The organism is Rhodopseudomonas sp., assembly GCF_013377015.1.
Lineage (GTDB): Bacteria > Pseudomonadota > Alphaproteobacteria > Rhizobiales > Xanthobacteraceae > JARJEH01.
On sequence record NZ_JACABA010000002.1, the window covers coordinates 208,374 to 233,414 of the forward strand.

19 protein-coding genes are annotated in these 25,041 nt (G+C 65.3%); 10 read left to right on the plus strand and 9 right to left on the minus strand.

Going from position 1 to position 25,041, the window contains the following annotated elements; translation table 11 throughout:
- Positions 1 to 76: 76 nt before the first annotated feature.
- Entirely contained in the window at positions 77 to 643 is a 567-nt protein-coding gene (locus HXX15_RS09260; protein ID WP_296516889.1) for a beta-1-3, beta-1-6-glucan biosynthesis protein, read from the minus strand.
- Positions 644 to 870: 227 nt separating this feature from the next.
- On the opposite strand from HXX15_RS09260, the gene HXX15_RS09265 reads away from it, so the two are divergent.
- Positions 871 to 2,541 carry a beta-(1-6) glucans synthase gene (locus HXX15_RS09265; protein ID WP_296516890.1) on the plus strand — a complete coding sequence of 557 codons (1,671 nt, stop codon included), beginning with the start codon at positions 871 to 873 and terminating at the stop codon, positions 2,539 to 2,541.
- On the opposite strand, the gene HXX15_RS09270 is transcribed toward HXX15_RS09265, so the two are convergent.
- Both HXX15_RS09270 and HXX15_RS09275 read right to left on the minus strand, forming a co-directional pair.
- The gene (locus HXX15_RS09270) at positions 2,501 to 2,881 is read right to left on the minus strand and encodes a hypothetical protein (RefSeq protein WP_296515307.1); all 381 of its coding nucleotides are present in this window, start codon (positions 2,879 to 2,881) and stop codon (positions 2,501 to 2,503) included. The genes HXX15_RS09265 and HXX15_RS09270 overlap by 41 nt on opposite strands.
- Positions 2,882 to 2,941: 60 nt before the next feature.
- Complete coding sequence (locus HXX15_RS09275) at positions 2,942 to 4,306, minus strand: SPOR domain-containing protein (RefSeq protein WP_296515309.1); 1,365 nt, start codon at positions 4,304 to 4,306, stop codon at positions 2,942 to 2,944.
- 134 nt (positions 4,307 to 4,440) lie between these two features.
- Between HXX15_RS09275 and glmU the strand changes: the two genes are divergently transcribed.
- From glmU to HXX15_RS09290, 3 genes are all read left to right on the plus strand, one after another.
- Positions 4,441 to 5,808: a bifunctional UDP-N-acetylglucosamine diphosphorylase/glucosamine-1-phosphate N-acetyltransferase GlmU gene (glmU, locus tag HXX15_RS09280; protein WP_296515311.1), complete on the plus strand. Its 1,368-nt coding sequence runs from the start codon at positions 4,441 to 4,443 to the stop codon at positions 5,806 to 5,808.
- Positions 5,809 to 5,945: 137 nt separating this feature from the next.
- Entirely contained in the window at positions 5,946 to 7,772 is a 1,827-nt protein-coding gene (gene glmS / locus HXX15_RS09285) for a glutamine--fructose-6-phosphate transaminase (isomerizing) (protein WP_296515313.1), read from the plus strand.
- Between the two features lie 221 nt (positions 7,773 to 7,993).
- A complete protein-coding gene (locus tag HXX15_RS09290; protein WP_296515315.1) occupies positions 7,994 to 8,770 on the plus strand; it encodes a DUF502 domain-containing protein in 777 nt (258 codons plus the stop codon).
- Positions 8,771 to 8,932: 162 nt separating this feature from the next.
- Here HXX15_RS09290 and recG read toward each other — a convergent pair whose 3' ends face one another.
- Positions 8,933 to 11,032: an ATP-dependent DNA helicase RecG gene (gene recG / locus HXX15_RS09295; RefSeq protein WP_296515318.1), complete on the minus strand. Its 2,100-nt coding sequence runs from the start codon at positions 11,030 to 11,032 to the stop codon at positions 8,933 to 8,935.
- A gap of 152 nt (positions 11,033 to 11,184) precedes the next feature.
- Here recG and HXX15_RS09300 point away from each other — a divergent pair, with 152 nt between their 5' ends.
- Together HXX15_RS09300 and mfd are read left to right on the plus strand one after the other, a co-directional pair.
- Positions 11,185 to 11,475: a succinate dehydrogenase assembly factor 2 gene (locus HXX15_RS09300; protein WP_296516891.1), complete on the plus strand. Its 291-nt coding sequence runs from the start codon at positions 11,185 to 11,187 to the stop codon at positions 11,473 to 11,475.
- A complete protein-coding gene (mfd, locus tag HXX15_RS09305; RefSeq protein ID WP_296515320.1) occupies positions 11,472 to 14,990 on the plus strand; it encodes a transcription-repair coupling factor in 3,519 nt (1,172 codons plus the stop codon). The genes HXX15_RS09300 and mfd overlap by 4 nt, the downstream gene beginning before the upstream one ends.
- A gap of 9 nt (positions 14,991 to 14,999) precedes the next feature.
- Here the strand turns inward: mfd and HXX15_RS09310 are convergent, their stop codons facing one another.
- Genes HXX15_RS09310 through HXX15_RS09320 form a run of 3 tightly spaced genes read right to left on the minus strand, consistent with a single transcriptional unit; the run spans position 15,000 to position 19,545 of the window.
- Positions 15,000 to 16,235, minus strand: a complete 1,236-nt coding sequence (locus HXX15_RS09310; RefSeq protein WP_296515322.1) for a GGDEF domain-containing protein — start codon at positions 16,233 to 16,235, stop codon at positions 15,000 to 15,002.
- A 54-nt stretch (positions 16,236 to 16,289) separates the two neighbouring features.
- A complete protein-coding gene (locus HXX15_RS09315; protein WP_296515324.1) occupies positions 16,290 to 17,825 on the minus strand; it encodes a class I adenylate-forming enzyme family protein in 1,536 nt (511 codons plus the stop codon).
- Between the two features lie 4 nt (positions 17,826 to 17,829).
- Positions 17,830 to 19,545 (minus strand): extracellular solute-binding protein, encoded by a 1,716-nt coding sequence (locus tag HXX15_RS09320; protein ID WP_296516892.1) that lies wholly within the window; start codon positions 19,543 to 19,545, stop codon positions 17,830 to 17,832.
- Positions 19,546 to 19,918: 373 nt separating this feature from the next.
- On the opposite strand from HXX15_RS09320, the gene HXX15_RS09325 reads away from it, so the two are divergent.
- Positions 19,919 to 20,701: an invasion associated locus B family protein gene (locus tag HXX15_RS09325; RefSeq protein WP_296515326.1), complete on the plus strand. Its 783-nt coding sequence runs from the start codon at positions 19,919 to 19,921 to the stop codon at positions 20,699 to 20,701.
- A 78-nt stretch (positions 20,702 to 20,779) separates the two neighbouring features.
- On the opposite strand, the gene hspQ is transcribed toward HXX15_RS09325, so the two are convergent.
- On the minus strand, positions 20,780 to 21,112 hold the full coding sequence (hspQ, locus tag HXX15_RS09330; RefSeq protein ID WP_296515328.1) for a heat shock protein HspQ: 333 nt from the start codon (positions 21,110 to 21,112) through the stop codon (positions 20,780 to 20,782).
- A gap of 121 nt (positions 21,113 to 21,233) precedes the next feature.
- Here hspQ and HXX15_RS09335 point away from each other — a divergent pair, with 121 nt between their 5' ends.
- Positions 21,234 to 22,184: an AEC family transporter gene (locus HXX15_RS09335; protein ID WP_296515330.1), complete on the plus strand. Its 951-nt coding sequence runs from the start codon at positions 21,234 to 21,236 to the stop codon at positions 22,182 to 22,184.
- 6 nt (positions 22,185 to 22,190) lie between these two features.
- Here HXX15_RS09335 and HXX15_RS09340 read toward each other — a convergent pair whose 3' ends face one another.
- A complete protein-coding gene (locus HXX15_RS09340) occupies positions 22,191 to 23,384 on the minus strand; it encodes a UbiH/UbiF family hydroxylase (protein WP_296515332.1) in 1,194 nt (397 codons plus the stop codon).
- Between the two features lie 136 nt (positions 23,385 to 23,520).
- On the opposite strand from HXX15_RS09340, the gene pcsA reads away from it, so the two are divergent.
- Together pcsA and HXX15_RS09350 are read left to right on the plus strand one after the other, a co-directional pair.
- Complete coding sequence (gene pcsA, locus HXX15_RS09345) at positions 23,521 to 24,255, plus strand: phosphatidylcholine synthase (protein WP_296515335.1); 735 nt, start codon at positions 23,521 to 23,523, stop codon at positions 24,253 to 24,255.
- Positions 24,252 to 24,974 (plus strand): TerC family protein, encoded by a 723-nt coding sequence (locus HXX15_RS09350; RefSeq protein ID WP_296515337.1) that lies wholly within the window; start codon positions 24,252 to 24,254, stop codon positions 24,972 to 24,974. The genes pcsA and HXX15_RS09350 overlap by 4 nt, the downstream gene beginning before the upstream one ends.
- Positions 24,975 to 25,041: the final 67 nt, after the last annotated feature.

Consider the following 25,041-nt stretch of genomic DNA (forward strand, 5'->3'; position numbering starts at 1 on the left):
TGGCGATTTGAGGGCGGCGCTTTCGGCAACCGCATCGATTCTCATTCGTTCCGCGGCGGCGGTGTTTTTCGTCGTCCTATTTCGCAGCCGGTGCTGCGGCCGGCGGAGCAGCCGGGGCTGCGGCCGGGGCGGCCGCGCCGGGCGAGGCCGGTGCTGTCGCCGCGACCGCTTCCGGTTGCGCGTTCGGGTTGATCCAGCAGGCATGGACGCGCCCACTGAGACTGTCCGGCGCCTTCGGATCGATCGCTCCAAATCGCACGAGGCACCTGAACGTTGCCTGAACGTGGCCGCCGGGGCAGCCAAATCGGTCGTAAAGATCGAGGTGCCTGAACGCGGTGTCGAGGTCGTCGCGCCACATCAGAACGACGACTCGGCGACCGAGCCAAACGCATTCCGGATTGCCGGCCGGGCCATTGATCGCCTGCGCGGCTTCGACGAATTCGTTCGACTTGCGCTGACTTTCCTTCAGCGGATCGACGGCCGGGGTGGCCGGATTGGTGGTGGCGGGCTTGGCGGACTGATCCTGGGCGCGAAGATCGCCACTTTGGGCAATCGCCCCTCCGATACCGATCAGCAGGGCCAGTCCAGGCGCGGCCAGGCAACGCAAGGCCGCATTTTGGAACTTGAGCACCAGTCGTCGCATAGTGTCCCCGATATTGTTGCCTGTTCCGGCGCTGCGCCGGTCTGATGCGGTTCTAATAGGTCGCCAATATGTCGGCGACTTCGATCCGATTCCCATGACGGACATTTTCGATTTTGTCCAGCAATCGCAATTCATCAGTTCGCTGATCCGCGCGTGTCCTGTTGATGGCACACGCCAGGCGGTTGGTTTGCGGATGACGCGTGTTCTGGATTGCCGCCGTTACACCCTTGGCAGACCGCGACCGACCGGCTAATCGACGTTCTCCATGGAGGACGGACCCCATTTCGCTTCGCACGCCACTGGCGCTTCTTCTGATATCTCTTGGCACGATAGCCGCGGTGTGGTGGTGGATCGCTACGCCGGTGACGCTGGCGCGCGCGCCGATCGACCCGGCGGCCAAGCTGGAGTGCGTGTCCTATGCGCCATTCCGGGGCGCCCAGACCCCGCTTGATCCGACCACCCAGATCGGCGCGGCACAGATTGCCGCGGATCTGGCCCAGCTCGCCCAGATCTCCAAATGCGTCCGCACTTACTCGATCGACAACGGGCTCGATCAGGTCCCCGAGCTGGCCGGCAAGGTCGGACTCAAGGTGATTCAAGGGATTTGGCTCGGCAACAACCGGCTGAAGAATCTGGCGCAGATCGCAACGGTTGTAGGACTGACCAAGGAATACCCGGGCGTCATCACCTCGGTGGTGGTCGGCAACGAAGTGCTGCTGCGCGGCGAGATGACCACGGCCGACCTCGCCGCGACGATCCGCTCGGTCAAGGCGCAGGTCACCGTGCCGGTGACCTATGCGGATGTCTGGGAATACTGGCTGCGGAACCGAGAAATCTATGAGGCGGTCGATTTCGTCACCATCCATATCCTGCCCTACTGGGAAGACATGCCGGTTCGCGCCAGTCACGCTGCCGCCCACGTCGATTCGATCCGCAGGCAGATCGCAGTGGCATTTCCGGCCAAGGAGATCTTGATCGGCGAGACCGGCTGGCCGAGCGCCGGGCGGATGCGCGAGGGTGCGCTGCCGTCACGGACCAACCAGGCGCGGGTGGTATCGGACATCCTCGGCCTGGCGAAGCGGGAGAATTTCCGGGTCAACTTGATCGAGGCCTATGACCAGCCCTGGAAGCGCCAGCTCGAAGGCACCGTGGGCGGCTATTGGGGACTGATCGATGCCGAGCAGCGGACGCTGAAATACCCGGCCGGTCAGCCGATCAACAATTACCCCCAGTGGAAGATCCAGCTGGGATGCGGGCTCGGCCTCAGCCTGCTGGTATTCGGGACCGCGATGCTGACGCTCAGGCGTCGGCCATGGTCACCTCGGCTGGTGTCGTGGCTCGCGGTCGCGGCGTCGGCGACCGCGGCCGGCATTCTGCTAGGGGTGGCGGCCGACCGGATGCTGCATGAAAGCTACAGCGTAGGCGGCTGGCTACGATGGGGGCTGCTGCTGGCCAGCGGGATCGTGACGCCGGTGCTGGCGGCCAACGCGCTGATGTCGGGTCGGGCGCTGCCGACCTTCCTGGAACTGATCGGTCCGCGCGAGGGCAGATCCGGATCGTTGATGGTCTATGCGCTCGGCCTGGCGATGATGGTGACCACCCTGATTGGCGCTGAGACCGCACTGGGCTTTCTGTTCGATCCGCGCTACCGCGACTTTCCATTCGCGTCGCTGACGATGGCGGTATTGCCGCTGTTCAGCCTGATGCTGCTGAACCGTCCGCAACAAGGCGTGCGACCGATCGCCGAGGCGGTGTTCGCGGGCGTGTTCGTGGTGACCGCGCTCTATACCGTGTTCAATGAAGGGCCGAAGAACTGGCAATCCTTGTGGACCTGCGCGGTCTATTTCCTGCTCGGCATCACGCTGTGGCGGGCGCGGGGCGTGCAAACCCCAAAATAAGCAGGCCGATCGCCAGCCCCGACAGTCCGACATTGTAGAGCACGATGCCGAACCCGGCGGCGATCAGGCCGCCGGTCAGCAGCACGATCGACGGCCGGATCACGTGCAGCGTGGCGATGATCAGCGCCACGATGCCGAACACCGAATTGCGAAACAGCGCCGTCATCAGGATGCGGGTCTTGCACAGCATGGTATGCAGGCCGGCATCGCAGGCCAGCGCCACGGTCGAAAATTCGATCGCCAGATAACGCAGATAAAGCGCGTAACCGACGGTGAGAAAGCCGACGATCAGCAGCCATTGCACTTGGTACGGCGTCAGCCGGAACGGTTGTTTTTTCATGGGTCAATTATGCTGCGGAAAGCGTCGCGGGACAACCCGGGGAGACGGCGCAGGTCCGATTCATCGAAGGCCGAGAAACGAAGAAAACGAAGTCGGCTTGGGCGGCGGCGCTGGTTCGGGAATATTGCTGGTGACCTTGGGGGGGCTGTGTCTGCGCGACGACCGAGGTGTGGGAGCAGGGGCGCCGCCCGGCAGGCGCTGCCCATCGAACACCGCAGTCTCGCAGAAGCGCTTGCCGCCGCCCAGGCGGGCGCAGAGTTTCGCGGCCGCCGCGGCGTCGTCCAGCGGCCCCGCGACCAGGCGCAACTGCGTTCCGTTGCCGCTGTCGCGCTCCTGCACCATGATGATGGGGCGCAACCCGGCCAGCAGCTTGTTGGATTTCGATAGCCGGTTCCACAGCGTGCGCAGGCCGTCGATCGTATTCGCACCGCCGAGGTCGACGCCGAACTGGGTCCGCTGCACCGCGATCGGCGCGGCCTCCGCCTCGTCGGTTTCGGCGTCGTCCGCCGCGGGTGCCACCGCTGCGACCTCCGGTTTGGATGGGGCCTCGACCAGCTTGCTCGCTGCGGAGTCGGGCGGCGCCATCAGCGATCGGGCTGGCATCAGCGGCACCGCCGCTGCGATTGACTTGTTCGCCGCGGCCTTGGCGGCGGGAGCCTCGGCCGGGACGACCGATGTCACGGGCGCTGGCGGTGCGGTCACTGCCCTGCCAGCGTCGGGCTTGGTGGTGGGAGTCTCGGTCGGCGCGACCGATGTCGTGGACGGAGTTGGGACAACGGCGGTGGCTGTCTTGCTCGCCGCGGGCTTGGCGACATCGGCCTCGACCGGAGCCGGCGCGGTTGCGACAACGGCCGGCACCGATCTGGTTTCGACCGGAGCGATCGATGGCGCTGCTGCCAAACTGGCCGGAGGTAAGGCGGGAGCGGGCGTCTCAGGTGCTTTGACGACGGTCGCCGACGGGGCGGCGGCGGCCGGCTTGTCGGCGGTGGGCGAGGGAGCTGTGGCTTGCACGCGCGCGATCGATCCGGTCACCGAATCCAGGCCCTGTTCCAGGGTGCCTAGCCGCGAAAACAGCCGGTCGCGGTCGCTATTCAAGGTTTCGATTGCCGATGCCAGGCGGCTGCTTTCGCTCTGGCTTTGCTTGGCGAGCCGCTGAATCATCTGCGACTGCCGCGCCAGATCGGCGGCCGCCACTTGCTCGCGCTTCGACTGGGTCGAGGATTGGCTGGCCAGAATGGCGATCACCAACGCGCCAACCGATCCCGCCGCCCATGTCCCCAGCCGCCATTTGGCCCGACTATCGAGTTCGCCCTCTTCCGCCAAAATACGCGTAATCCAGCTGCCCGAGTCCTCGGTCGCAAAACTATCGGCCAGATCGTCGCTCTTTCTCGCCATACGAACGCCCAAAGACTCCCGCAGCCACACGAATCAGCTGTCAAACATTAACAGGGAAATGTCGTTTCAAAGCGGATGGTGGGCACTTTCACCCCATGAAAGCTGTTTCCACTTCGCCGAGAAACGCTTTATGAGGGCGGCAGCGCCAAAGGACGGAAGATCGGATGACCGGCAGAACCAGCCTCACCATCGTACTCGCGGCCGGAGAGGGCACGCGGATGCGATCCTCGATGCCGAAGGTGTTGCATCCGGTGGCCGGACGGTCGCTGCTGGCGCATGTGCTGGCGGCGGTGCCGCGCGGGGCGGGCGATTCGCTCGCGGTGGTGATCGGCCCGAATCATCAGACCGTCGCCGACGAGGCGAAACGTTTGCGTCCTGACGCTATGACCTTCGTGCAGCAGCATCGCCTCGGCACCGCCCATGCGGTCTTGGCGGCTCGAGAAGCGATCGCGCACGGCGCCGATGATCTGCTGGTGGTATTCGGTGATACGCCGCTGATCACGGCCGCGACATTTGCGCGGCTGCGCGAACCGCTGGCGAAGGGGGCGGCGCTGGCGGTGCTCGGCTTTCGCGCCGCCGATCCAACCGGCTACGGCCGGCTGCTGGTCGCAGGCGAGCAACTGGTGGCGATTCGAGAGCAGGCCGACGCCAGCCCCGACGAGGCAAAGATCACGTTGTGCAACGCCGGGGTGATGGCATTTGACGGCCGCGCCGCGCTCAGCCTGCTGGACAGCATCGGCAACGCCAACAGCAAGGCCGAGTATTACCTCACCGACGCCGTCGGCATCGTTCGGCAGCTTGGGTTGCAGGCCAGCGTGATCGAGACCAGCGAGGACGAAGTGCGCGGCATCAACACCAAGGCGCAATTGGCGGAAGCCGAAGCGGTGATGCAGGCCCGATTGCGCCAGGTGGCGCTGCAGGCCGGGGTCACCATGATCGCACCGGACACCGTCTTTCTCGCCGCCGACACCACCTTCGGCAACGATGTGACGATCGAGCCGTTTGTCGTGATCGGTCCCGGCGTGACCATCGCCGACGGTGCGGTGATCCATTCGTTTTCGCATCTGACCGAAGCGACGATCGGCAAGCAGGCGCTGATCGGGCCGTTTGCGCGGCTGCGGCCCGGTACCGTGATCGGCGAGGGCGCCAAGATCGGCAACTTCGTCGAGACCAAATCCGCGGTGCTGGACGCCGGCGCCAAGGTCAATCACTTGACTTATATCGGCGATACGCATGTCGGCGCCGGCGCCAACGTCGGTGCCGGAACCATCACCTGCAACTATGACGGCTTCAGGAAGCACCGCACCGAGATCGGCGCCGGGGCTTTCGTCGGTTCGAATTCGTCGCTGGTGGCGCCGGTGCGGATCGGCGCCGGTGCCTATGTCGGCTCGGGATCGGTGATCACCCGCGATGTGCCGGACGACGCACTGGCGGTCGAGCGCGGCGAGCAGACCACGCGGCCGGGATGGGCAAAGCGATTTCGCGAGATGCGATCCAAAGCCAAGGCCAAGAGCGCGCCGAAGACTGGTTAACGCAGGGCGGCGCGCGGCCGTACCGTTTAACCCTGTCTCAATCCGAAACAATTATTGTCTACCTTTGCTTTCGCCGAACTCGGTAAGACGGGTCCGGCGCGCGCGCCATCTTTTCCCATCTGGAGATATCAATCCGCATGTGCGGCATCATCGGCATTCTCGGACGCGGCCCGGTTGCGGAGCAATTGGTCGACTCGCTCAAGCGCCTTGAATATCGCGGCTACGATTCCGCCGGCGTCGCGACGCTGGAAGGTTCGCATCTCGCGCGCCGTCGCGCCGAAGGCAAATTGAAAAATCTCGAGGCGCGGCTGAAGGCGGAACCGCTGGCGGGCCATATCGGCATCGGCCACACCCGCTGGGCCACCCACGGCAAGCCGACCGAGAGCAATGCCCATCCGCATGCCGCTGACGGCGTCGCCGTCGTTCATAACGGCATCATCGAGAATTTTCGCGAATTGCGAATTCAGCTTGAAGAGCAGGGCGCCAAGTTCAGCAGCGAGACCGACACCGAGGTCGTCGCGCATCTGGTCAATTCCTATCTGCTGAAAGGCTACTCGCCACCGGACGCGGTGAAGGCGGCGCTGCCGCAGCTGCGCGGCGCATTCGCGCTGGCCTTCGTGTTCAAGGACCATCCGAACCTGATGATCGGCGCCCGCAAGGGTTCACCGCTCGCGATCGGCTATGGCGACGGCGAAATGTATCTCGGCTCCGACGCCATCGCGCTGGCGCCGCTGACCGACGATATCAGCTATCTCGAGGACGGTGACTGGGTGGTACTGAACCGCGACGGCGCAGTGATCCACAACGGGCAAGGCGATGTCGTGCGTCGCGACCTTATCAAGTCCGGCGCATCGTCCCTGATGGTCGACAAGGCGAACTACCGCCACTTCATGGCAAAGGAAATTCACGAACAGCCGGAAGTGGTCGGCCATACGCTGGCGCACTACATCGACCTCGCGACCGAAAGCGTCGCGCTGCCGCTGCAACTGCCGTTCGATTTTCGCGATGTCCAGCGGCTGTCGATCGTGGCATGCGGCACCGCGAGCTACGCCGGCTATATCGCCAAATACTGGTTCGAGCGACTGGCTCGGCTGCCGGTCGAGATCGACGTCGCCTCCGAGTTTCGCTACCGCGAGGCGCCGCTGCGCCGGGGCGATCTGGCAATTTTCATCTCGCAATCGGGCGAGACCGCCGACACGCTCGCGGCATTGCGCTACGCCAAGGAGCAGGGGCTGCACACCCTGTCGGTCGTCAACGTGCCGACCTCAACCATTGCCCGCGAGAGCGAAACGGTGATGCCAACGCTGGCGGGGCCGGAGATTGGCGTCGCGTCGACCAAGGCGTTCACTTGCCAGTTGATGGTATTGGCGGCGCTCGCGGTGGCCGCCGGCAAGGCGCGCGGCGAATTGTCCGAGGCGGATGAGATCAGGCTGGTGCATGGGCTGATCGAAATTCCGCGGCTGATGGCGACGGCGCTGGCGATCGAGCCGCAGATCGAACGGCTGGCGCGCGACATCGCCAAGTCGCAGGACGTGCTCTATCTCGGCCGCGGCACCAGCTATCCGCTGGCGCTGGAGGGCGCGCTGAAGCTGAAGGAAATCTCCTACATCCATGCCGAGGGCTACGCCGCGGGCGAACTCAAGCACGGGCCGATCGCGCTGATCGACGAGAAGATGCCGGTGGTGGTGATCGCGCCCCACGACCGGGTGTTCGAGAAGACGGTTTCGAATATGCAGGAAGTCGCGGCGCGCGGCGGCAAGATCATTCTGATGACCGACGCCAAGGGGGCCGCGGAAGCGACCGTGGAGTCGCTGGTGACGATCATTCTGCCGGACATGGCCGCGACCTTCACGCCGATGGTCTATGCGATTCCGGTGCAACTGCTCGCCTATCATACCGCCGTGGTGATGGGCACCGATGTCGACCAGCCGCGAAACCTGGCGAAATCGGTCACCGTAGAATAGGGGAGTCGCGCGCTGGCGGAACTATCCACACGCTCGACAATCCGCGGTCCTGGCGAAAACTCATTGATTTCAGCGTCTTGAATGCCGAAAGTTAACCTCGGTTGTGATCAAGGCGCGCTCGTTCTATCCGTTCGCACGACTTTGCAAATAGTCTGCTAGAATGTGACAAAGTCATCGTGGTCCCGGCCGCGACCCCCTGTTTCAGTTGATTTGGACGCCTGATGGACGATGAGCATTTGAAATCACATGCCGGCGAAGTCCTTCCGGACCCGCCGCGCGGATTCATGGCCCGCATCAGGAATTATTTCTTGACCGGCCTGGTGGTCGCCGGCCCGGTCGCCATCACCTTCTACCTGACCTGGTGGTTCGTGAACTGGGTCGACGGTTTCGTGCGCCCGTTCGTGCCGGTCGATTACCGGCCGGAAACCTATCTGCCGTTCGGCGTTCCGGGCTCGGGGCTGGTAGTCGCGTTCGTGGCGCTGACGCTGCTCGGCTTCCTCACCGCCAACCTGATCGGCCGCACTCTGGTCGATCTCGGCGAGCGCCTGCTCGGCCGGATGCCGGTGGTGCGGGCGATCTATCGCGGCCTCAAGCAGGTGTTCGAGACGCTGTTCTCCGGATCTGGATCGAGCTTCCGCAAGGTCGGGCTGGTCGAATTCCCGTCGCCCGGGATGTGGTCGATCGTGCTGATCTCGCAGCCGCCGAGCGTCGAGATCGAAGCGAAACTGCCGGGACAGAATGAGCACATCTCGGTGTTCCTGCCCTGCGCGCCGAACCCGACCACCGGCTTCTTCTTCTATGTGCCGAAGAGCAAGGTGATCGTGATCGACATGTCGGCCGAGGAAGCGGCCACCTTGATCATGTCGGCGGGCGTGGTGCAGCCGGGCTCCGATCCGCAAAAGAAGATCGCGGCGCTGGCGGAAACCGTGTTGGCCGCGCAGGCGGTGAACAAGGGGCCGGAATCGGCGTTCTCACGCCACCGCGCCAAGGTCGATTAGAGCTTCTGCCCGCGACTTGATGCGGGAACCAACAGCGTGGTCATTCCGGGGCGCGAGCAGCGAAGCTGTGAGCGAACCCGGAATCTTGCTCACGCTCTCGACCTTGCCGCAAGATTCCGGGTTCGCTCGCCCGACGGCCTCGCGCCCCGGAATGACGCCAAGCTATCCGGCGCCGATCAGCGGCAGCGCTTCGTCGCGTTCGTACAGATAGAGCAGGCAGCGCAGCGCTTCGCCCTGCGCGCCGGTCAGCTTCGGGTTGTCCTTGAGGATGCGCAACGCTTCGTCGCGGGCCTGAGTGATCAGTTGGGCGTGAACGTCGGACCGCGCGATCCGGTAGCCGGGCAGGCCGCTCTGGCGGGTGCCGAGCACGTCGCCTTCGCCGCGCAGCTTCAGGTCTTCCTCGGCGATGCGAAAGCCGTCGGTGGTCTCCTTGATGACTTTCAGCCGTTTCGACGCGATCTCGCCAAGCGGTTCCTTGTAGAGCAGCAGGCAGGTCGAGGCTTCCGAACCGCGGCCGATCCGGCCGCGCAGCTGATGGAGCTGGGCGAGGCCAAAGCGTTCGGCATTTTCGATCACCATGATGGTGGCGGCGGGCACGTCGACGCCGACCTCGACGACAGTGGTGGCCACCAGCACGCCGGTTTCGCCCGAGGCGAAGCGCGCCATGGCCTGGTCCTTGTCGGTGCCGCGCATCTTGCCATGCACCAGGCCGACCTTGTCGCCGAAGCGTTCCTTCAGGCTCTCGAACCGCTGCTCGGCGTCGGTCAGCTGCACGGTTTCGGATTCCTCCACCAGCGGCACGATCCAATACACCAGCTTGCCTGCCGCGAGCTGGCGACCGACGCCGTCGATGACCTCTTGCAGCCGGTTGCTGGACATCGTTCGCGTCTCGATCGGCTGACGGCCGGCGGGCTTTTCCCTCAGTTCGGAAACATCCATGTCGCCGAAATAGGTCAGCACCAGGGTGCGCGGGATCGGCGTGGCGCTCAGCACCAGCACGTCGACGGCGTCTCCCTTGGCGGTCAGCGCCAGCCGCTCGCGCACGCCGAAGCGATGCTGTTCGTCGACCACCGCCAGCGCCAGCGCTTTGAACATCACGTCGTCCTGGATCAGCGCATGGGTGCCGACCAGCAAGTCGATTTCACCGGCGGCGAGACGCGCCAGAATATGTTTGCGCTCCTTGCCCTTTTCGCGCCCGGTCAGAATCGCGACGCGCAAGCCGGCGCGCTCGGCCAAAGGCGCGATGGTCTTGATGTGCTGGCGTGCCAGGATTTCGGTCGGCGCCATCAGTGCCGCCTGCTTGCCGACCTCGGTGACGGCAGCAGCGGCGAGTAGCGCCACCACGGTCTTGCCGGAACCCACATCGCCCTGCAGCAGCCGCAGCATCCGCACCGGCTGCTTGAGATCCTCGGCGATCGCCGCTGCGGCATCGCGCTGCGAGGTCGTCAGCGCGTAGGGCAGCGCGTCGATGATCCTATGGCGCAACTCGCCGTCGCCGGCGTTGCGGGTGCCGGCGGGACGGCGCAATTGCGCGCGTACCAGCGCCAGCGCCAATTGCCCGGCCAGCAATTCGTCGAACGCCAGCCGCGACCAGAACGGTCCTTCCGGCAAAATGTCGGTGAGTTCGACCGGGACATGGACGTGCTGCAACGCTTCCGCCAGCGGCGGAAACGAGCAGCGGCGCAGTACCTCGGGGCTGATCCATTCCGGCAGCGCCGGCAGCTTCTGCAGCGCCAGCGCGATCGCCCGGCGCAATGACCCGATCGCAAGCCCCTCGGTCAGCGGGTAGACCGGATCGATCCCGGTCAATTGCGCGAAGCCGGCTTCGTCGACCACGCGGTCGGGATGCACGATCTGCAGCGTGCCGTCGAACATCTGCGCGGTGCCGGAGACGTAGCGCTTTTCGCCGACCGGCAGCAGCTTTTCGACATAGCCGGGCTTGGCGCGAAAATAGGTCAGCACCACGTCGCCGGTGTCGTCGCTGGCATAGACCAAATGCGGCGCACGCGAGCGGCCGGCCGGGGCCGGGCGATGGCGGTCGACGGTCACCTCCAGGGTGACGATGGTTCCGGGCACGGCGTCGCGGATCTTCGGCCGTTCGCGGCGATCGATCACGCTGGCCGGCAGATGCAGCAACAGATCGACCAGCCGCGGCGTGTCGTCACGGCCGAGCAGATAGCGCAGCAATTTGTCCTGCTTCGGGCCGACGCCGGTCAGGCTGGTGACGGGTGCGAACAGGGGGTTGAGGATGTCGGGGCGCATCGAAACCGGCTCGAACGATCGGGAAGGCCTAGGCTTGGATGCATTTGGCGGCGATTGCAATGCGCGAACGCGGGCTGACAGCGCCGGCCATGGGGGCTATACCGACGCCGCCCGGCACGTCCGGGCTTTCGGCGTTTGAACAGGTTTGCACAATGACGGGAACGACACGATCGAGCGGCGGTTTGGATGACCGGCGCAAGCGGCTCTTGTTTCGCTGCTGGCACCGCGGCACGCGGGAAATGGATCTGATTCTCGGGCAATTCGCCGACGCCGAGATCGGCACGCTGTCGCTGGCCGAAGTGGACGAGCTGGAGCGACTGATCGAACTGACCGACCACGACCTCTACGCCGCGGTGTGCGGCGAGGCGGCGCTGCCGGCCGAATTCCACGGCGGCCTGTTCGATCGCGTCAAGACCTACGGCAGATTGGACCGCGACGCATGAAAACGCCGACACGATCGCCCGCCGAACTGCTCGGACCCGGCCGCGCGCTGACCTTCGCCAATGTGGCGGAGAGCGCCGAGGGGTTGATCGTGTCCGATCTGGCGCGCGCGGTGGCGGCGCGGCCGAAGCCGCCGGCGGTGTCGCTGGCGGTGATTTGCCGCGACGGCCCGCGGATGCAGCAGCTGGCGCGCAGCCTGGAGTTCTTCGCGCCCGATCTGTCGGTGATGCAATTCCCGGCCTGGGACTGCCAGCCCTACGACCGCGTCTCGCCGCATGGCGGCATTCTGGCGCAACGCCTCACCACGCTGGCGCGGCTGTCGCGCCTGACAGGCAGCGCCAAGCCGCTGATCGTGCTGACCACCGTCAACGCCATCGTGCAGCGGGTGCCGGCGCGCGAGATCGTCGCCGCGCAAGCGTTATCGGTGGCGCCCGGCAATGTGGTGCCGATGGATTCGATCGTCGCCTGGCTCGAGCACAATGGCTACAACCGCTCCTCGACGGTCCGCGAGCCCGGAGAGTACGCGGTGCGCGGCGGCATCCTCGATCTGTTTCCGGCCGGCCTCGACCAGCCGGTACGGTTCGACTTCTTCGGCGACGCGCTGGAATCAATCCGCACCTTCGACGCCGAGACCCAGCGCACGCTGCACGACATGCGCGCACTCGACCTGGTGCCAATCTCCGAATTCCAGCTCGTCACCGAAACCATCAAGCGGTTCCGGATGGGCTATGTCGCCGCATTCGGCGCGCCGCAGCGCGGCGATCAGCTCTACGAGGCGGTGAGCGAAGGTCGCCGTCATCCCGGCATGGAGCACTGGCTGCCGCTGTTTCAGGAACGGATGGATACGCTGTTCGATTATCTCGACGGCGCGCCGGTGGCGATCGAGCCGCAGAGCGAGGACGCAGCGAAGGCACGGTTCGCGCAGATCACCGACTATTACGATGCCCGGCGCGAGGCGATGGAGCATCCTGGCTCCGGCGCGATCTATCAGCCGCTGCCGCCGGACCGGCTGTATCTGAGCGAAGGCGAGTGGAGCAAGCGTCTGGAGGATGCCGCGCTGGCGCGGTTGACGCCGTTCGCGGTGCCCGAGGGCACAACCGGCGTGGTCGACGCCGGTGCGCGGCAGGGTCGCAATTTCGCGCCGGAGCGCGCCGACACCTCGGTCAATGTATTCGAGGCACTGGTCGCGCATGTCCAGGCATTGCAGGCGGCGCGCAAGAAGGTGGTGGTGGCGCTGTGGAGCGAAGGCTCGCGCGACCGCATGGCGAGCATGCTGAAGGACCACAAGCTGCTCAACCTGACATCCGTCAATTCCTGGCGCACTGTACAGGCCACCCCGCGCAACGAGGCGATGCTGGCGGTGGTCGGCATGGAGTTCGGCTTCGAGACCGAAACCGTCGCGATCATCACCGAGCAGGACATCCTCGGCGACCGTTTGGTGCGGCCGCGCAAGGCCTCGCGAAAACTCGACAACTTTATCTCCGAAGTCACCAGCCTCGCGGCCGGCGACATCGTGGTGCATGTCGAACACGGCATCGGCCGCTTCGTCGGGCTGCAGACGCTGCAGGTCGGCGGCGCGCCGCACGACTGTCTCGAGCTACGCTACGCCAACGAGACCAAACTGTTCCTGCCGGTCGAGAATATCGAGCTGCTGTCGCGCTACGGCTCCGATAGCGCCAATGTCGAACTGGACCGGCTCGGCGGCTCGGGCTGGCAGGCCCGCAAGGCCAAGCTGAAGAATCGGATTCGCGAAATCGCCGGCGAGCTGATCAAGATCGCGGCCGAACGCCTTCTGCACGAAGCGCCGAAGATGCCAGTGCAGCCGCATCTGTACGACGAATTCTGCGCGCGTTTCCCGTATGAGGAGACCGAGGATCAGCTCGGCGCGATCAATGCGACCCTAAAGGATCTCGAAAGCGGCATGCCGATGGACCGGTTGATCTGCGGCGACGTCGGCTTCGGCAAGACCGAGGTGGCGTTGCGTGCAACGTTCGCGGTCGCGATGGACGGCAAGCAGGTCGCGGTGGTGGTGCCGACCACGCTGCTGGCGCGGCAGCACGCCCGGACTTTCACCGAACGGTTTCGCGGTTTCCCGGTGAATATCGGCCAAGCCTCGCGGCTGGTACCGGCGAAGGAATTGACCCGGGTCAAGAAGGGCATCACCGACGGCAGCATCGACATCGTGATTGGCACCCACGCGCTGCTTGGCAAATCGATCAAGTTCAAGGATCTCGGCCTGGTGGTGGTCGACGAGGAACAGCATTTCGGCGTCACCCACAAGGAGCGGTTGAAGCAGCTGCGGGCTGAAGTACATGTGCTGACACTAAGCGCCACGCCGATTCCGCGCACGCTACAACTGGCGTTGAGCGGGGTGCGCGAGCTGTCGATCATCGCTTCGCCGCCGGTCGATCGGTTGGCGGTTCGCACCTTCATCGCGCCGCACGATCCCTTGATGATCCGCGAGGCGCTGCTGCGCGAGCGTTACCGCGGCGGCCAGGCGTTCTATGTGGTGCCGCGGATCGAGGATCTCGCCGGCGTCAAGGACTTCCTCGACAAGCACGTGCCGGAGATGAAGGTCGCGGTCGCCCACGGCCAGATGCCACCGACCGTGATCGAGGACATCATGACGGCGTTCTACGACGGCAAATACGACGTGCTGCTGTCGACCACGATTGTCGAATCCGGGCTCGATATTCCCAGCGCCAATACGCTGATCGTGCATCGCGCCGACATGTTCGGCCTGGCGCAATTGTATCAGCTGCGCGGCCGGGTTGGACGCTCGAAGCTGCGCGCCTATGCGCTGTTCACGCTGCCGGCGCAGCTAAAGATCACTGCCCAGGCCGAGCGGCGGCTGAAGGTGCTGCAATCGCTGGAGACACTGGGGGCAGGATTCCAGCTGGCGTCGCACGATCTCGATATTCGCGGCGCCGGCAATCTGTTGGGCGAGGAGCAGTCCGGTCACATCAAGGAAGTCGGCTTCGAGCTCTACCAATCGATGCTGGAGGAGGCGATCCTCAACCTCAAGGCTGGCGTGGTCGAGCCGGTGGCCGATCGCTGGTCGCCGCAGATCACCATCGGCATGCCGGTGCTGATCCCGGAGGAGTTCGTCGCCGACCTGTCGGTGCGGCTGTCGCTGTACCGCCGGCTCGCCGATCTGGAGACCGACGACGAGATCGAGAATTTCGCCGCCGAACTGCGCGACCGTTTCGGCGTGCTGCCTGACGAAGTGCGCTACCTGTTCAAGATCGCCGCCATCAAGGCGTATTGCCGCCGTGCCAATGTCGAGAAGGTGGACGCCGGGCCGAAGGGCGCGGTGATCAGCTTCCGCGACAACAAATTCGCACAGCCCGATCGACTGGTGTTCTTCATTCGCCAGCACGGCCAGGCCGCGAAGGTGCGGCCGGACATGAAGGTGGTGTTCTTCCAGGATTGGGAGACGCCTGAGGATCGCCTGATCGGGACCACCGAGATCCTGCGTCAGCTTGCCAATCTCGCGGAGAACCGCAAGGCGGCCTGAGCGACAAGCTCAGGAGGCCGCGCGGCGGGCGTCGTGTTCGAGCAACCGCGCCAGAACCGATCGCGCGGAATCCGTCGGTAGCAACGTTGCCAGCGTCACCTCGGGATCGATCCGCTGCTCGCGCCGGGCGCCGTGGGAGGTCTGTTTCATCACGCTCGACAGCCGTCGCGCGATCGCCTGGGCGCTGCGCAGATCAGTCTCCGCGAACACCACCAGAACCGTGCCGTCATCTTGCAGCACGCCAAAATCCATCCGCCGCATTAACCGGCTGATGATCCGCGCGGCGTCGAGTTGCGCGCGCGGGTCCTGCCGGGTGAGGGCGAACCGCGCCACCGCCAGGCCGCCACCGCGGGTCTGGGTCTGGTACACCGCCGTGGCGAAGTCGCGGTTGAAGGCGTCGAGCGTCAGCAGGCCGGTTCGTGGATCGAGCAGACCGCCGGCGTCGAGCGACTTCAGCGTGCGGCTGAGCCGGGCCTCGAAGGCGTGCTGCCGGATCAGCGGCATCGCGTCGGCGACGATGTGCGCCGGATCGCCGAGCGCAAATTCCAGGTTCGGAAGGTCATAGGACGTGGTCGGCCCCGGGGCCGTCACCACGATCGGGAAATTGCGAAACCGGGAGTCTTCAGAGAGCACGGTCAGGAAGGCGTCGACCACCCGCGGGCTGAAACCCTCGCCAAGAATGATGCCGTCGAGGTCGCGCGTATTGAGGTGTTTGGCGGCTGCCTCGACGCTCAACGCGCCGACCACACCCAGACGTTCGCCCAGAGCCACCGACAAGGCCGGGTAGGCCGCACCGCGTCCGATCAGCAGCACGGTGGCGTCCTGAATCGGGTCGGTATCGGGCAGGCGAGGCAGCGCCCCGGAGTCCGACGCCAACCGCCGCAGCACCGTGGCGTGCAGCGTCCGGACCCGCAGCGCGGCGCGCAGCCGTGCGCCGAGCCGATCGAAATTGCCGTCGGTTGCGACGAAGGGGATGGCATTGTCCGGCGACCGGTCGGCCGGATCGATCGCGATCAGCGGCACGTAGGGGGTCATCGCGGCGACCTGTTGTGCCAGCGCGCCGAACGATGGCTCGGCACCGCGCCCGGCGACGATCACCGCCGCCGGCTGCAATCGCTTGACGGCATCGCGGGCGTCGGTCCAACCGGCGTCGATCAACGGGAACAGTTTTGCGGTCGATAGCGCCGTCACCAGCGCTGCACGATCGCCTGACGACACGACGAGGATGGGGGCCTGGTACGACATATTTCAGAGCCGGTTGAACGCTGCACTTCAGCGTTCGACCCTAGTTTGGCGCTGTTAATGCCGCGTCAACGGCGACGCTGGATTTTCTTCGCTGCGCCCGACCGGGTCGCGAAATGCCTCGACCATCAACGGGTTGAGACCGAGTTCCGAAAATGCCTCGCGGGCCCGGGCGTTGTCATTGGCGCGTCCGGCGAGGCGATACCCGCTCAGCCGGTCCGGTAGCGCGGTCAGCAGCGCGCCCTGGCCGAGCCGTTTGGCCCATTCCTGCAGGTCTTGCGCCAGGAACCGGTAGCCGCCGACCGCCATGATTCCGGATGGCGGCGCGGTGATGCAGATCGCGCCGGTGGTGCGGTCGGGCCGCGCGGCGTAGCCGGTGTCGACATAATCGGGCGGCGGCTGTCCGCCGGGGAGGCCGGTCAGCGGACCGTGAGAATTATAGGCGGCGAGCGCAACCATCGGGCCGCGCAGCGCCAGGGTGCCTTTCGGAGTTAGCAGGATTTCACCGGCGGTCGACGACCCCGCCACATCGCGCGGCGCGCCGTGTGGTCCGGGCTGAATCGGGGCCGGCGAGCCGTCGGACAATCGCCGCGCGCCGAACAGCCCGGCTTCGCCGAACAGGTAGATATCGGTCATGGACGTCGCGCCGGCCGGCCAGGTCGCGCTGGAGGCGACCTGTTCCGGCGCCCGCCAAAGCCCGATTACTGTACGCAGCGTTGGTGCCCGCGCCAGCAGCCCGGCGTCGGCCAATCGCAGCGCGAGCGGCGCCGGCGCGATCAAGGCGTCGCAGCCAAGCTCGACGATCTGTCGTTCGGCGATCTGGTCGTCGAACGGATGATGCAGGACCAATGTTCCGCCGCTCAGCAGCCAAACCACCAGCGAGGAGGTCAGACCGGCGAATGACGAAGGCGCCTGCGCCGACAGCATCGTGGCGCCCTGCGCCAGCCCGCTTTCGAGAAACACCACGAGGCCGCCGGCAATCAGACTGAGATGCGTGCGCGGCACCGCGCGAAAACCGTCCGCGGTGACGTCGAACGAAATGATCGCCGCCCGCCGCGCGTCCTGGGTGGCTGGCACTCCCGCTTCGTCGCTATTGTAGAGCGCGACGTCCAGCGAGGCCATTCCCTCCGGCAGATCGTCGCCGAAGCCGCAGACATGCCGGATCGAGAACGCCTCCGCTGCGGCATTCATCGCCAGATCGGCGTGGTTGATGCCGTCGATCTTGCTCGTCGAGACGATCGCGCGCGCCCCGGTGCGGTTCAGCGCCACCGTCAATTCGGCCTGCCGCCACAGCTGCGGCAGCAGTGCCACCACCAGCCCGGCGCGATGCGCCGCCAGCACGGTCAGAACGAATTCGATGGTGTTCGGCAGTTGCACCGCGATCACCGAATTGGCAGGCAGCCCCGCCGCCGCGAAATGCGCCGCCAGTGCCGAGATCGCCCGGTCAGCTTGCGCGTAAGTCAATCGCTTCGGCAATTGGGCGCTGACGCGCATCTTGTCGGCGGGGTCGACCAGCGCCAGGGCGTCGGGTTGCCGCGCCAGGATGCGGCGAAATAGTCCGTCTAGCGTCGGCGAAGCGTTGTTCTGGCTCACGGGATCACCTTTGCTGCGTCGATGGTCGTTGCCACCAGGTCTCCGGGAGATAACCGGTCAGAGCGGTAGCCTTTGGCCGTTCTATCCGATTCCATCGGGCGATCCATTGCTCTTGAACGTTGTAAAGCGGAATCACGTAGAACCCCGAGGCAAGTACTCGGTCGAGCGCGCGCACCGCTGACACCAAACCGGGGCGCTCGCGCGATTCCAGCATCGCCGCGATCATCGCCTCGATCGCGGGGTCGCGTGCGCCCATGTAGTTCCTGGTCCCCTGATGGTCGGCCGATTCGGCGCCCCAGTAGAACGACTGTTCGTTGCCGGGCGATAGCGATTGGTCCCAGCGGTTTTGGATCATGTCGAAATCGAAGGCGAGGCGGCGTTGATCGAACTGGACCGCGTCGACCGCGCGGACCGCAACTTCGATCCCGGCGCGCTTGAGATTGCCGGCATAGGCCAGCGCGATCCGCTCCTGATCGCGCGTGGTCACCAGGATTTCGAACCGCAGCTTCTCCCGAGTCGAGCGGTGACGCAGCGCGGTGCCGTCGAGCTCGTAGCCGGCCTGCGCCAGCAAGGTCAGTGCTTTGCGGAGCGCGCCGCGATCGCGGCCCGATCCGTCGCTGACCGGTAGCCGGTAGCTGCCGTCGACGATCTCTGGCCGTAGCTGGGAAAGGAAAGGCTTCAGCAGCGCGCGTTCGCGGTCGTCCGCCGGACGCTGATAGGCCGACAGTTCGGAGCCGGCAAAGAAGCCGGCCGCGCGCGTGTAGAGGCCAAAGAAGTAGTTGCGATTGATCCATTCGAAGTCGAATAATTGCAGCAAGGCTTCGCGGACTCGGATGTCGGAAAACACCGGCCGCCTGGTGTTGAACACAAGAAATTCCGACGGCTGCGGCATCCCGGTCCTGATGGTGTCGCGGATCACCTCGCCATCGCGGGCGGCGGGGAAATCGTAGCCGTCGTGCCAGCGCAGCGGTTCGTTCTCGACCCGGAAGTCGTAAAGGCCGCGCTTGAACGCCTCGAAATGCGAATTGGCCTCGCGAAAATAATCCAGCCGGATCTCGTCGAAGTTCCACAGCCCGCGATTGACCGGCAGGCCCCGGCCCCAATAATCGGGACTGCGGGTCAGCGTCACGCTGGCGCCCGGTTTGACCGCTGTGACGCGATACGGCCCCGAGCCGAGCGGCGGGGCCATCGAGGTCTCCTCGAAAGTCGCGACATCGACGGCGTGTTTCGGCAGCACCGGCATCAAGGCCAGGATCAGCGGCAGTTCGCGATCGGCCGCGCCGCCGAAATCGAACCGCACCGTGGCTTGGTCGAGCGCCTCCGCCGTGGTGACCTTGGCGTAGTACAGCCGGTGATTGGGGCGTCCCTTGTCGCGCAACAACTGCCAGGAGAACAGCACGTCCTCGGCGCGGACCGGTTCGCCATCCGAAAAGCGCGCGCGGGGATCGATCCGGAAGGTGACGTAAGTCCGGGCGTCATCGGTTTCGACGCTCTGCGCCAGCAGTCCGTAAAGCGTGAAGGCTTCGTCATTGCCCCGCGCCATCAGGCTCTCGATCACGAAACCGCGGACCTGTTGAACCGCGAGGCCCTTGACGATCAGCGGATTGAGACTGTCGAAGGTGCCGAGCACCCCCTGGATTAACCGGCCGCCCTTCGGCGCGTCGGGGTTGACGTAGGGCATCGCGGCAAAGTCGGGGGCAAGCGCTGGCGTGCCGTGCATGGCAATGGCGTGCGTGGGCTTTCCCGCCGCTGCAACGGTGTCGCATCTCGCGGCGCCGCAAAGCACGCCGAACGCGAAACCGGCGCCAAGCGCGAGCTTCAAAACCTGCTGCCAGAACGGGTGGTTTGATTCGGTGAAGTTCACCTGAGAATTTTACCACAATCGCAGCGTCGCCCTGACCAGGACGGTCCCGGAGGATGGTCGGCATTGATCTTTTCGCCTGCCGTTGTATTGAAGGCGGTCGATTGACGATGCGCGCTCGGCCTGTCACGTAACCGCCTCAATTGGCTCCGAGACAGCCGCCAAACGGCCAGATGTCAGCTCCGCGTCGCGGTTTTTCGGGTGTGCGACCGTTCAGAAAGGGTTCTCTGCAATGAATTTCCGTAACTTGGTCGCGCCGGCCGTGCCGCGCGGGCGGGCGTTAGCCCTGCTGACGGCCGCGACCTTCGCTGCCGTCACCGTGGTTTCCGCAGCCCAGGCCCAGACCCCACCAGCACCCAAGGCCAAGGCGGCGCCGAAGGCCGCTCCGGCGCCTGCTCCAGCTCCCACTGCGCAAGCCCCCGCAGCGCCACCCGCCGCTGGCGCCGCGCCTGCGGAGCAGCAGGTGCAACTGATTTACGCGCCGTGGACCAAGTTCTGTCTGAAGGGCCAGGATGCCAAGGCGAAGCAGGTTTGCTTCACCGGGAAGGACGGTCGCATCGAGTCCGGCCAGCCGGTAATTGCGGCGGTGATCATCGAGCCGGAAGGCGAGCCGAAGAAGATCCTGCGCGTGACGCTGCCGCTCGGCATGCAGCTGGTGCACGGAACCCGGGTGATCGTCGACAGCAACGCGCCGATGCAGAGCCCTTACGTGATCTGCTTCGCCAATGGCTGCATGTCGGACTACGACGTCACGCCGGAACTGCTCGGCCAACTGAAGAAGGGCCAGAACCTGATCGTCCAGGCGATCAACTCGAACGGGGCTCCGCTGACGCTGCCGCTGCCGCTGGCGGAATTCGCCAAGGCTTATGACGGTCCGCCGACCGATCCGAAGCAGTTCGAGGAAACTCAGAAGAAGCTTCAGGAAGAATTGCAGAAGCGGGCCGAGGAGCAGCGCAAGAAGCTCGAGGCCCAGGCGCCCGCGGGCGGGGCGCCGGCCAATCCGGCCGCGAAGTAACAAGCCGCCGACGAAATACAAGAGGGCGCCCCGAACGGAGCGCCCTTTTTGTTTCCGCCGCGATCGGCGGCTATCCAACTAATTCAGCGATGGATTGCGTGGCCGGTAACCGCCCGACTTGTCCTTGACGAAAATCTCCGCCACCTGCGAATGCCGGATCGGCTCGCCGGATTCGTCGGGCAGCAGATTCTGCTCGGACACATAGGCGACGTATTCCGACTCGGCGTTCTCTGCCAGCAGGTGATAAAATGGCTGATCCTTGTGCGGCCGGACCTCTTCGGGGATCGACAGCCACCATTCCTCGGTGTTGTTGAATTCCGGATCGATATCGAAAATCACCCCGCGGAACGAAAAGATCCGGTGGCGGACGATCTGCCCAATCTGAAATCTGGCGGTTCTCGTCTTTATCATTCAAGTCGCATAGACCAGGATCGTGGCCGATGCTAGTGCCAGCCCGACGATTCCCGCCCCCGGCGGCTCATCGGCATTCCCTCGTCGCAGGCCAACAATCAAATAATAACAATATGTTAGCATGATCGACATCCTCAACCTGGCGCTTCCCTATTTCGGCCTGATCTTTGTCGGCTTTGCTTGCGGGCGATGGAAACGGCTGCCCGAAGCGGGCCTCGCCTGGATGAATTTTTTCCTGCTGTATGTCTCGCTGCCGGCGCTGTTCTTCCGCATCATGTCGAGGACGCCGTTCGAGGAATTGAACAACCTGCCATTCGTGCTGGCGACCACGCTGGCGACGGTGACCGCGTTCACGCTCTCCGCGGTCGGCGGGCGGTTGCTGGGCAAACTCTCGATGCGCGACGCGACGATGGCAGGGCTGGCGGGCGGCTACGGCAACATTGGCTATATGGGTCCGGGGCTGGCGCTGGCGGTGCTCGGCACCAAGGCGGCGGTGCCGACTGCGCTGATCTTCTGCTTCGACAGCATCTTCCTGTTTTCGATCGTGCCGCTGGCGATGGCGCTGACCGCCGGCGTGAAGCGGCCGTTGTTGCCGACCATCGGTTTGGTGGTCCGCGAGATCGTGCTGCATCCGCTGATCGTGGCGGCGTATTGCGGGGCGTTGGCCGCGGCGCTGCATGTGAGATTGCCGGTCGCGGTCGATAATACATTACAGTTCTTGCAGAATGCCGCGGCGCCGGTGGCGCTGTTCGTGCTCGGCGTCACCGTTGCGTTGCGCCCGTTCGGTCGCGTGCCGTGGGAGGTTCCCGGCATCATCGCGGTGAAGCTGCTGCTGCACCCGCTGATCGTGTTCGGTCTGCTGTTGCTGTTGGGACCGTTCACGCCGGAATGGGCCGCCACCGCGGTGCTGATGGCGTCATTGCCGCCGGCGCTGAACGTGTTCGTGATCGCCCGGCAATACAACACCTGGGTCGAGCCCGCGTCGGTCGCGGTGCTGATCGGGACCTTCGTCTCGGTGGTCACGCTGACCACGGTGATGTGGCTGATCAGGACCGGCCAGATCGCATTCTGACCGGCGTCACAGCGAACGCCAGGACGGCGACAGCCCCTCGCGCATCGCCAGCCGCCGCAGCGGCCCGAGCGCGCCGATCAGATGCATGCCGACCGCGCGCGCCGCCTGCGCCGGCAGCAGGTCGCTGAGCAGCGAGCGGTTGGCGATGTCGATCGCGAAGGTACGGCTGGTGACGTCGGCGCGGCGGGCCTTTTCGAACCGCGACATCACGGCGGCTCCGCCCAAATCTTCGTCGCGCGCCAGCGCGTCCCGCACGATGTCGGCGATGTCGCCGGCGTCGCGCAATCCCATGTTCAGCCCCTGGGCGCCGATCGGCGGCACCACATGCGCGGCTTCGCCCACCAGCGCGATCCGCGCCCGCGCGAAATGCTTCGGTCGCTCGATCGCCAGCGGGAACAGATTGCGGCCCGGCTCGACGCTGACGGGACCGAAAATCGAATGCGACTGGCGCTCGGCCGCCGCCGACAATTCGTCGTCGCCGAGCGCCATCAGCCGCTGCGCTTCGTTCGGTTCGGCGACCCAGACCACGCTCATGCGCTTGCCCGGCAGCGGCACGAACACGCAGGGGCCCTGCGCGGTGTGGAATTCCGTCGACATGTTCTGATGCGGCCGCGAGATCGCGACGTTGAAGGTCAGCGCCGACTGATTCAGCGCACGGCTGGTGACCTCGATTCCGGCGGCCTGCCGGCACTGCGATTTGCGGCCGTCGGCGCCGATCAACAGCCGCGCCGACAGCGCTTGCCCCCCACGGGTATGACCGACGGCTTCAGTTTCGTCGGGGACGATGGTTTCTGCCTCATCGTCGAACCGGACCAGATTGTCGAGTTCCGCGGCGCGCTCCTCGAGCGCCACCATCAGCATACGGTTCTCGATATTGTAGCCGAACGCGACCAGCCCGATCTCCTCGGATACGAACCGGACTTCCGGCGCCCGGATCAGCCGCCCGGTGTCGTCGACCAGCCGCATCACCCTCAGTGCCGCCGCCTTACCTGAGCAGCGGCGCCAGACGTCGAGCCGCTCCAAGAGATCGACCGAATCGCCTAGCAGGGCGGTGGTGCGGTTGTCTGAATAGGGCAGGTGCCGCGCCACCAAGGCGGTGCGGGCGCCGGCCGTGGCCACCGCTATCGCCGCTGCAAGGCCGGCCGGGCCGCCGCCGACCACGATGACGTCGAAACTGTCAGGCTGCGCAATCTGGTTCATGCAAAGACAATTGACGCCGCCGGCGGCTTTTTCAAGCCCGGAGCAAAACATTAACGTTCCCTGCAGTTTGCGCGACCGAAAGCCGCAAGCCGGGTCATGCAAAATCAGGCGTTTCCTGATAAGCACAGCGGCAGACATGACACCTTTGGACCAGCCTGAACTCCCGGTGGTGACCCGCGCGGTGCGCGCCGCCGCATTCTCTGTGCACCTGTTCACGGCGGCGGGCGCCGGCATTGCGCTGATTTCGCTGCTGGAGGCGGTGCGCCAGCACTGGGCGGCGGTGTTCGCCTGGCTCGGCGTCGCACTGCTGATCGACGCGCTCGACGGACCCATTGCCCGGCGGCTTGACGTCAAGCGGGTGCAGCCGGACTGGTCGGGCGAGGTGCTCGATCTGGTGGTCGACTTCGTGACCTATGTGTTCGTGCCGGCCTATGCGATCGCGGCGAGCGGCATGCTGTTGCCGATCGCGGCACCGGTGCTTGGAGCCGGAATCGTGATGAGCGGTGCCTTGTACTTCGCCGATCGCCGGATGAAGACTCCCGACAATCATTTTCGCGGCTTTCCAGCGCTGTGGAACGCCGCGGCGTTCTATCTGTTCCTGCTGCATCCGTCGCCGGTGTTGTCGAGCATCGGCGTCGCCGCCCTGATCGTGCTGACCTTCGTGCCTTTCAATGTCATCCATCCGGTCCGCGTGGTTCGGCTCCGCGGTCTGAACCTGACGCTGATCGGAGTCTGGGCCGGTCTTGCCGTGATCGCGCTGGTCGAAGACTTCCGGGTGCCGCTGCCGGTCACGCTCGGTCTGTGCGCGATCGCGCTCTATATCGTCTGCGCCGACGCCATCATTCGCCTGCTGAGGTCCGCCCGCCCATGATCGAACTTCTGTCCCGCCCCGAAGCCTGGGCCGCCCTGCTGACGCTGACGGCGCTCGAAATCGTGCTCGGCATCGACAATGTGATCTTCCTGTCGGTGATCGTGGCGCGGATTCCCGAACCGCAGGCGACCCGCGCGCGGCAGATCGGCCTGGCGCTGGCCCTGGTGTTCCGCATCCTGCTGCTGAGCCTGCTGGTATGGCTGATCGGCATGACCGCGCCGGTGTTCAGCTTCGGCGGCAATGGGTTCTCATGGCGCGACATCATCCTGATCGGCGGCGGGCTGTTCCTGATCGCGAAGGCTACGCATGAAATTCACGGCGAAGTCGAGGCGCGCGACAACGACGGCGGCGAGGGCGCGCGCCCGCGCAGCGCATTCTTCTGGGTGATCGTGCAGATTATCGTGATCGACATGGTGTTCTCGCTGGATTCCATCATCACCGCGATCGGCATGTCGCAGGACCTGGAGATCATGATCGCGGCGGTGATCATCGCCTGCCTGATCATGTACGTTTCCTCCGGCCCGGTGGCGCGGTTCGTCGCCGAACACCCGACCACCAAAATGCTGGCGCTGGCGTTCCTGGTGCTGATCGGCGTGGCGCTGGTCGCCGACGGCTTCCAGTTCCATATCCCGCGCGGCTACATCTATTTCGCAATTGCGTTCTCGGCGGCGGTCGAGATGTTCAACGTCCTGGCCAAACGCAACCGCAGGGGGGCCTGATCCGGTCGCGCGTGTTGACAACGCCGGGGCGATGGCTTTCGGTTGGCTGCAAGAAATTCCGGGAGAC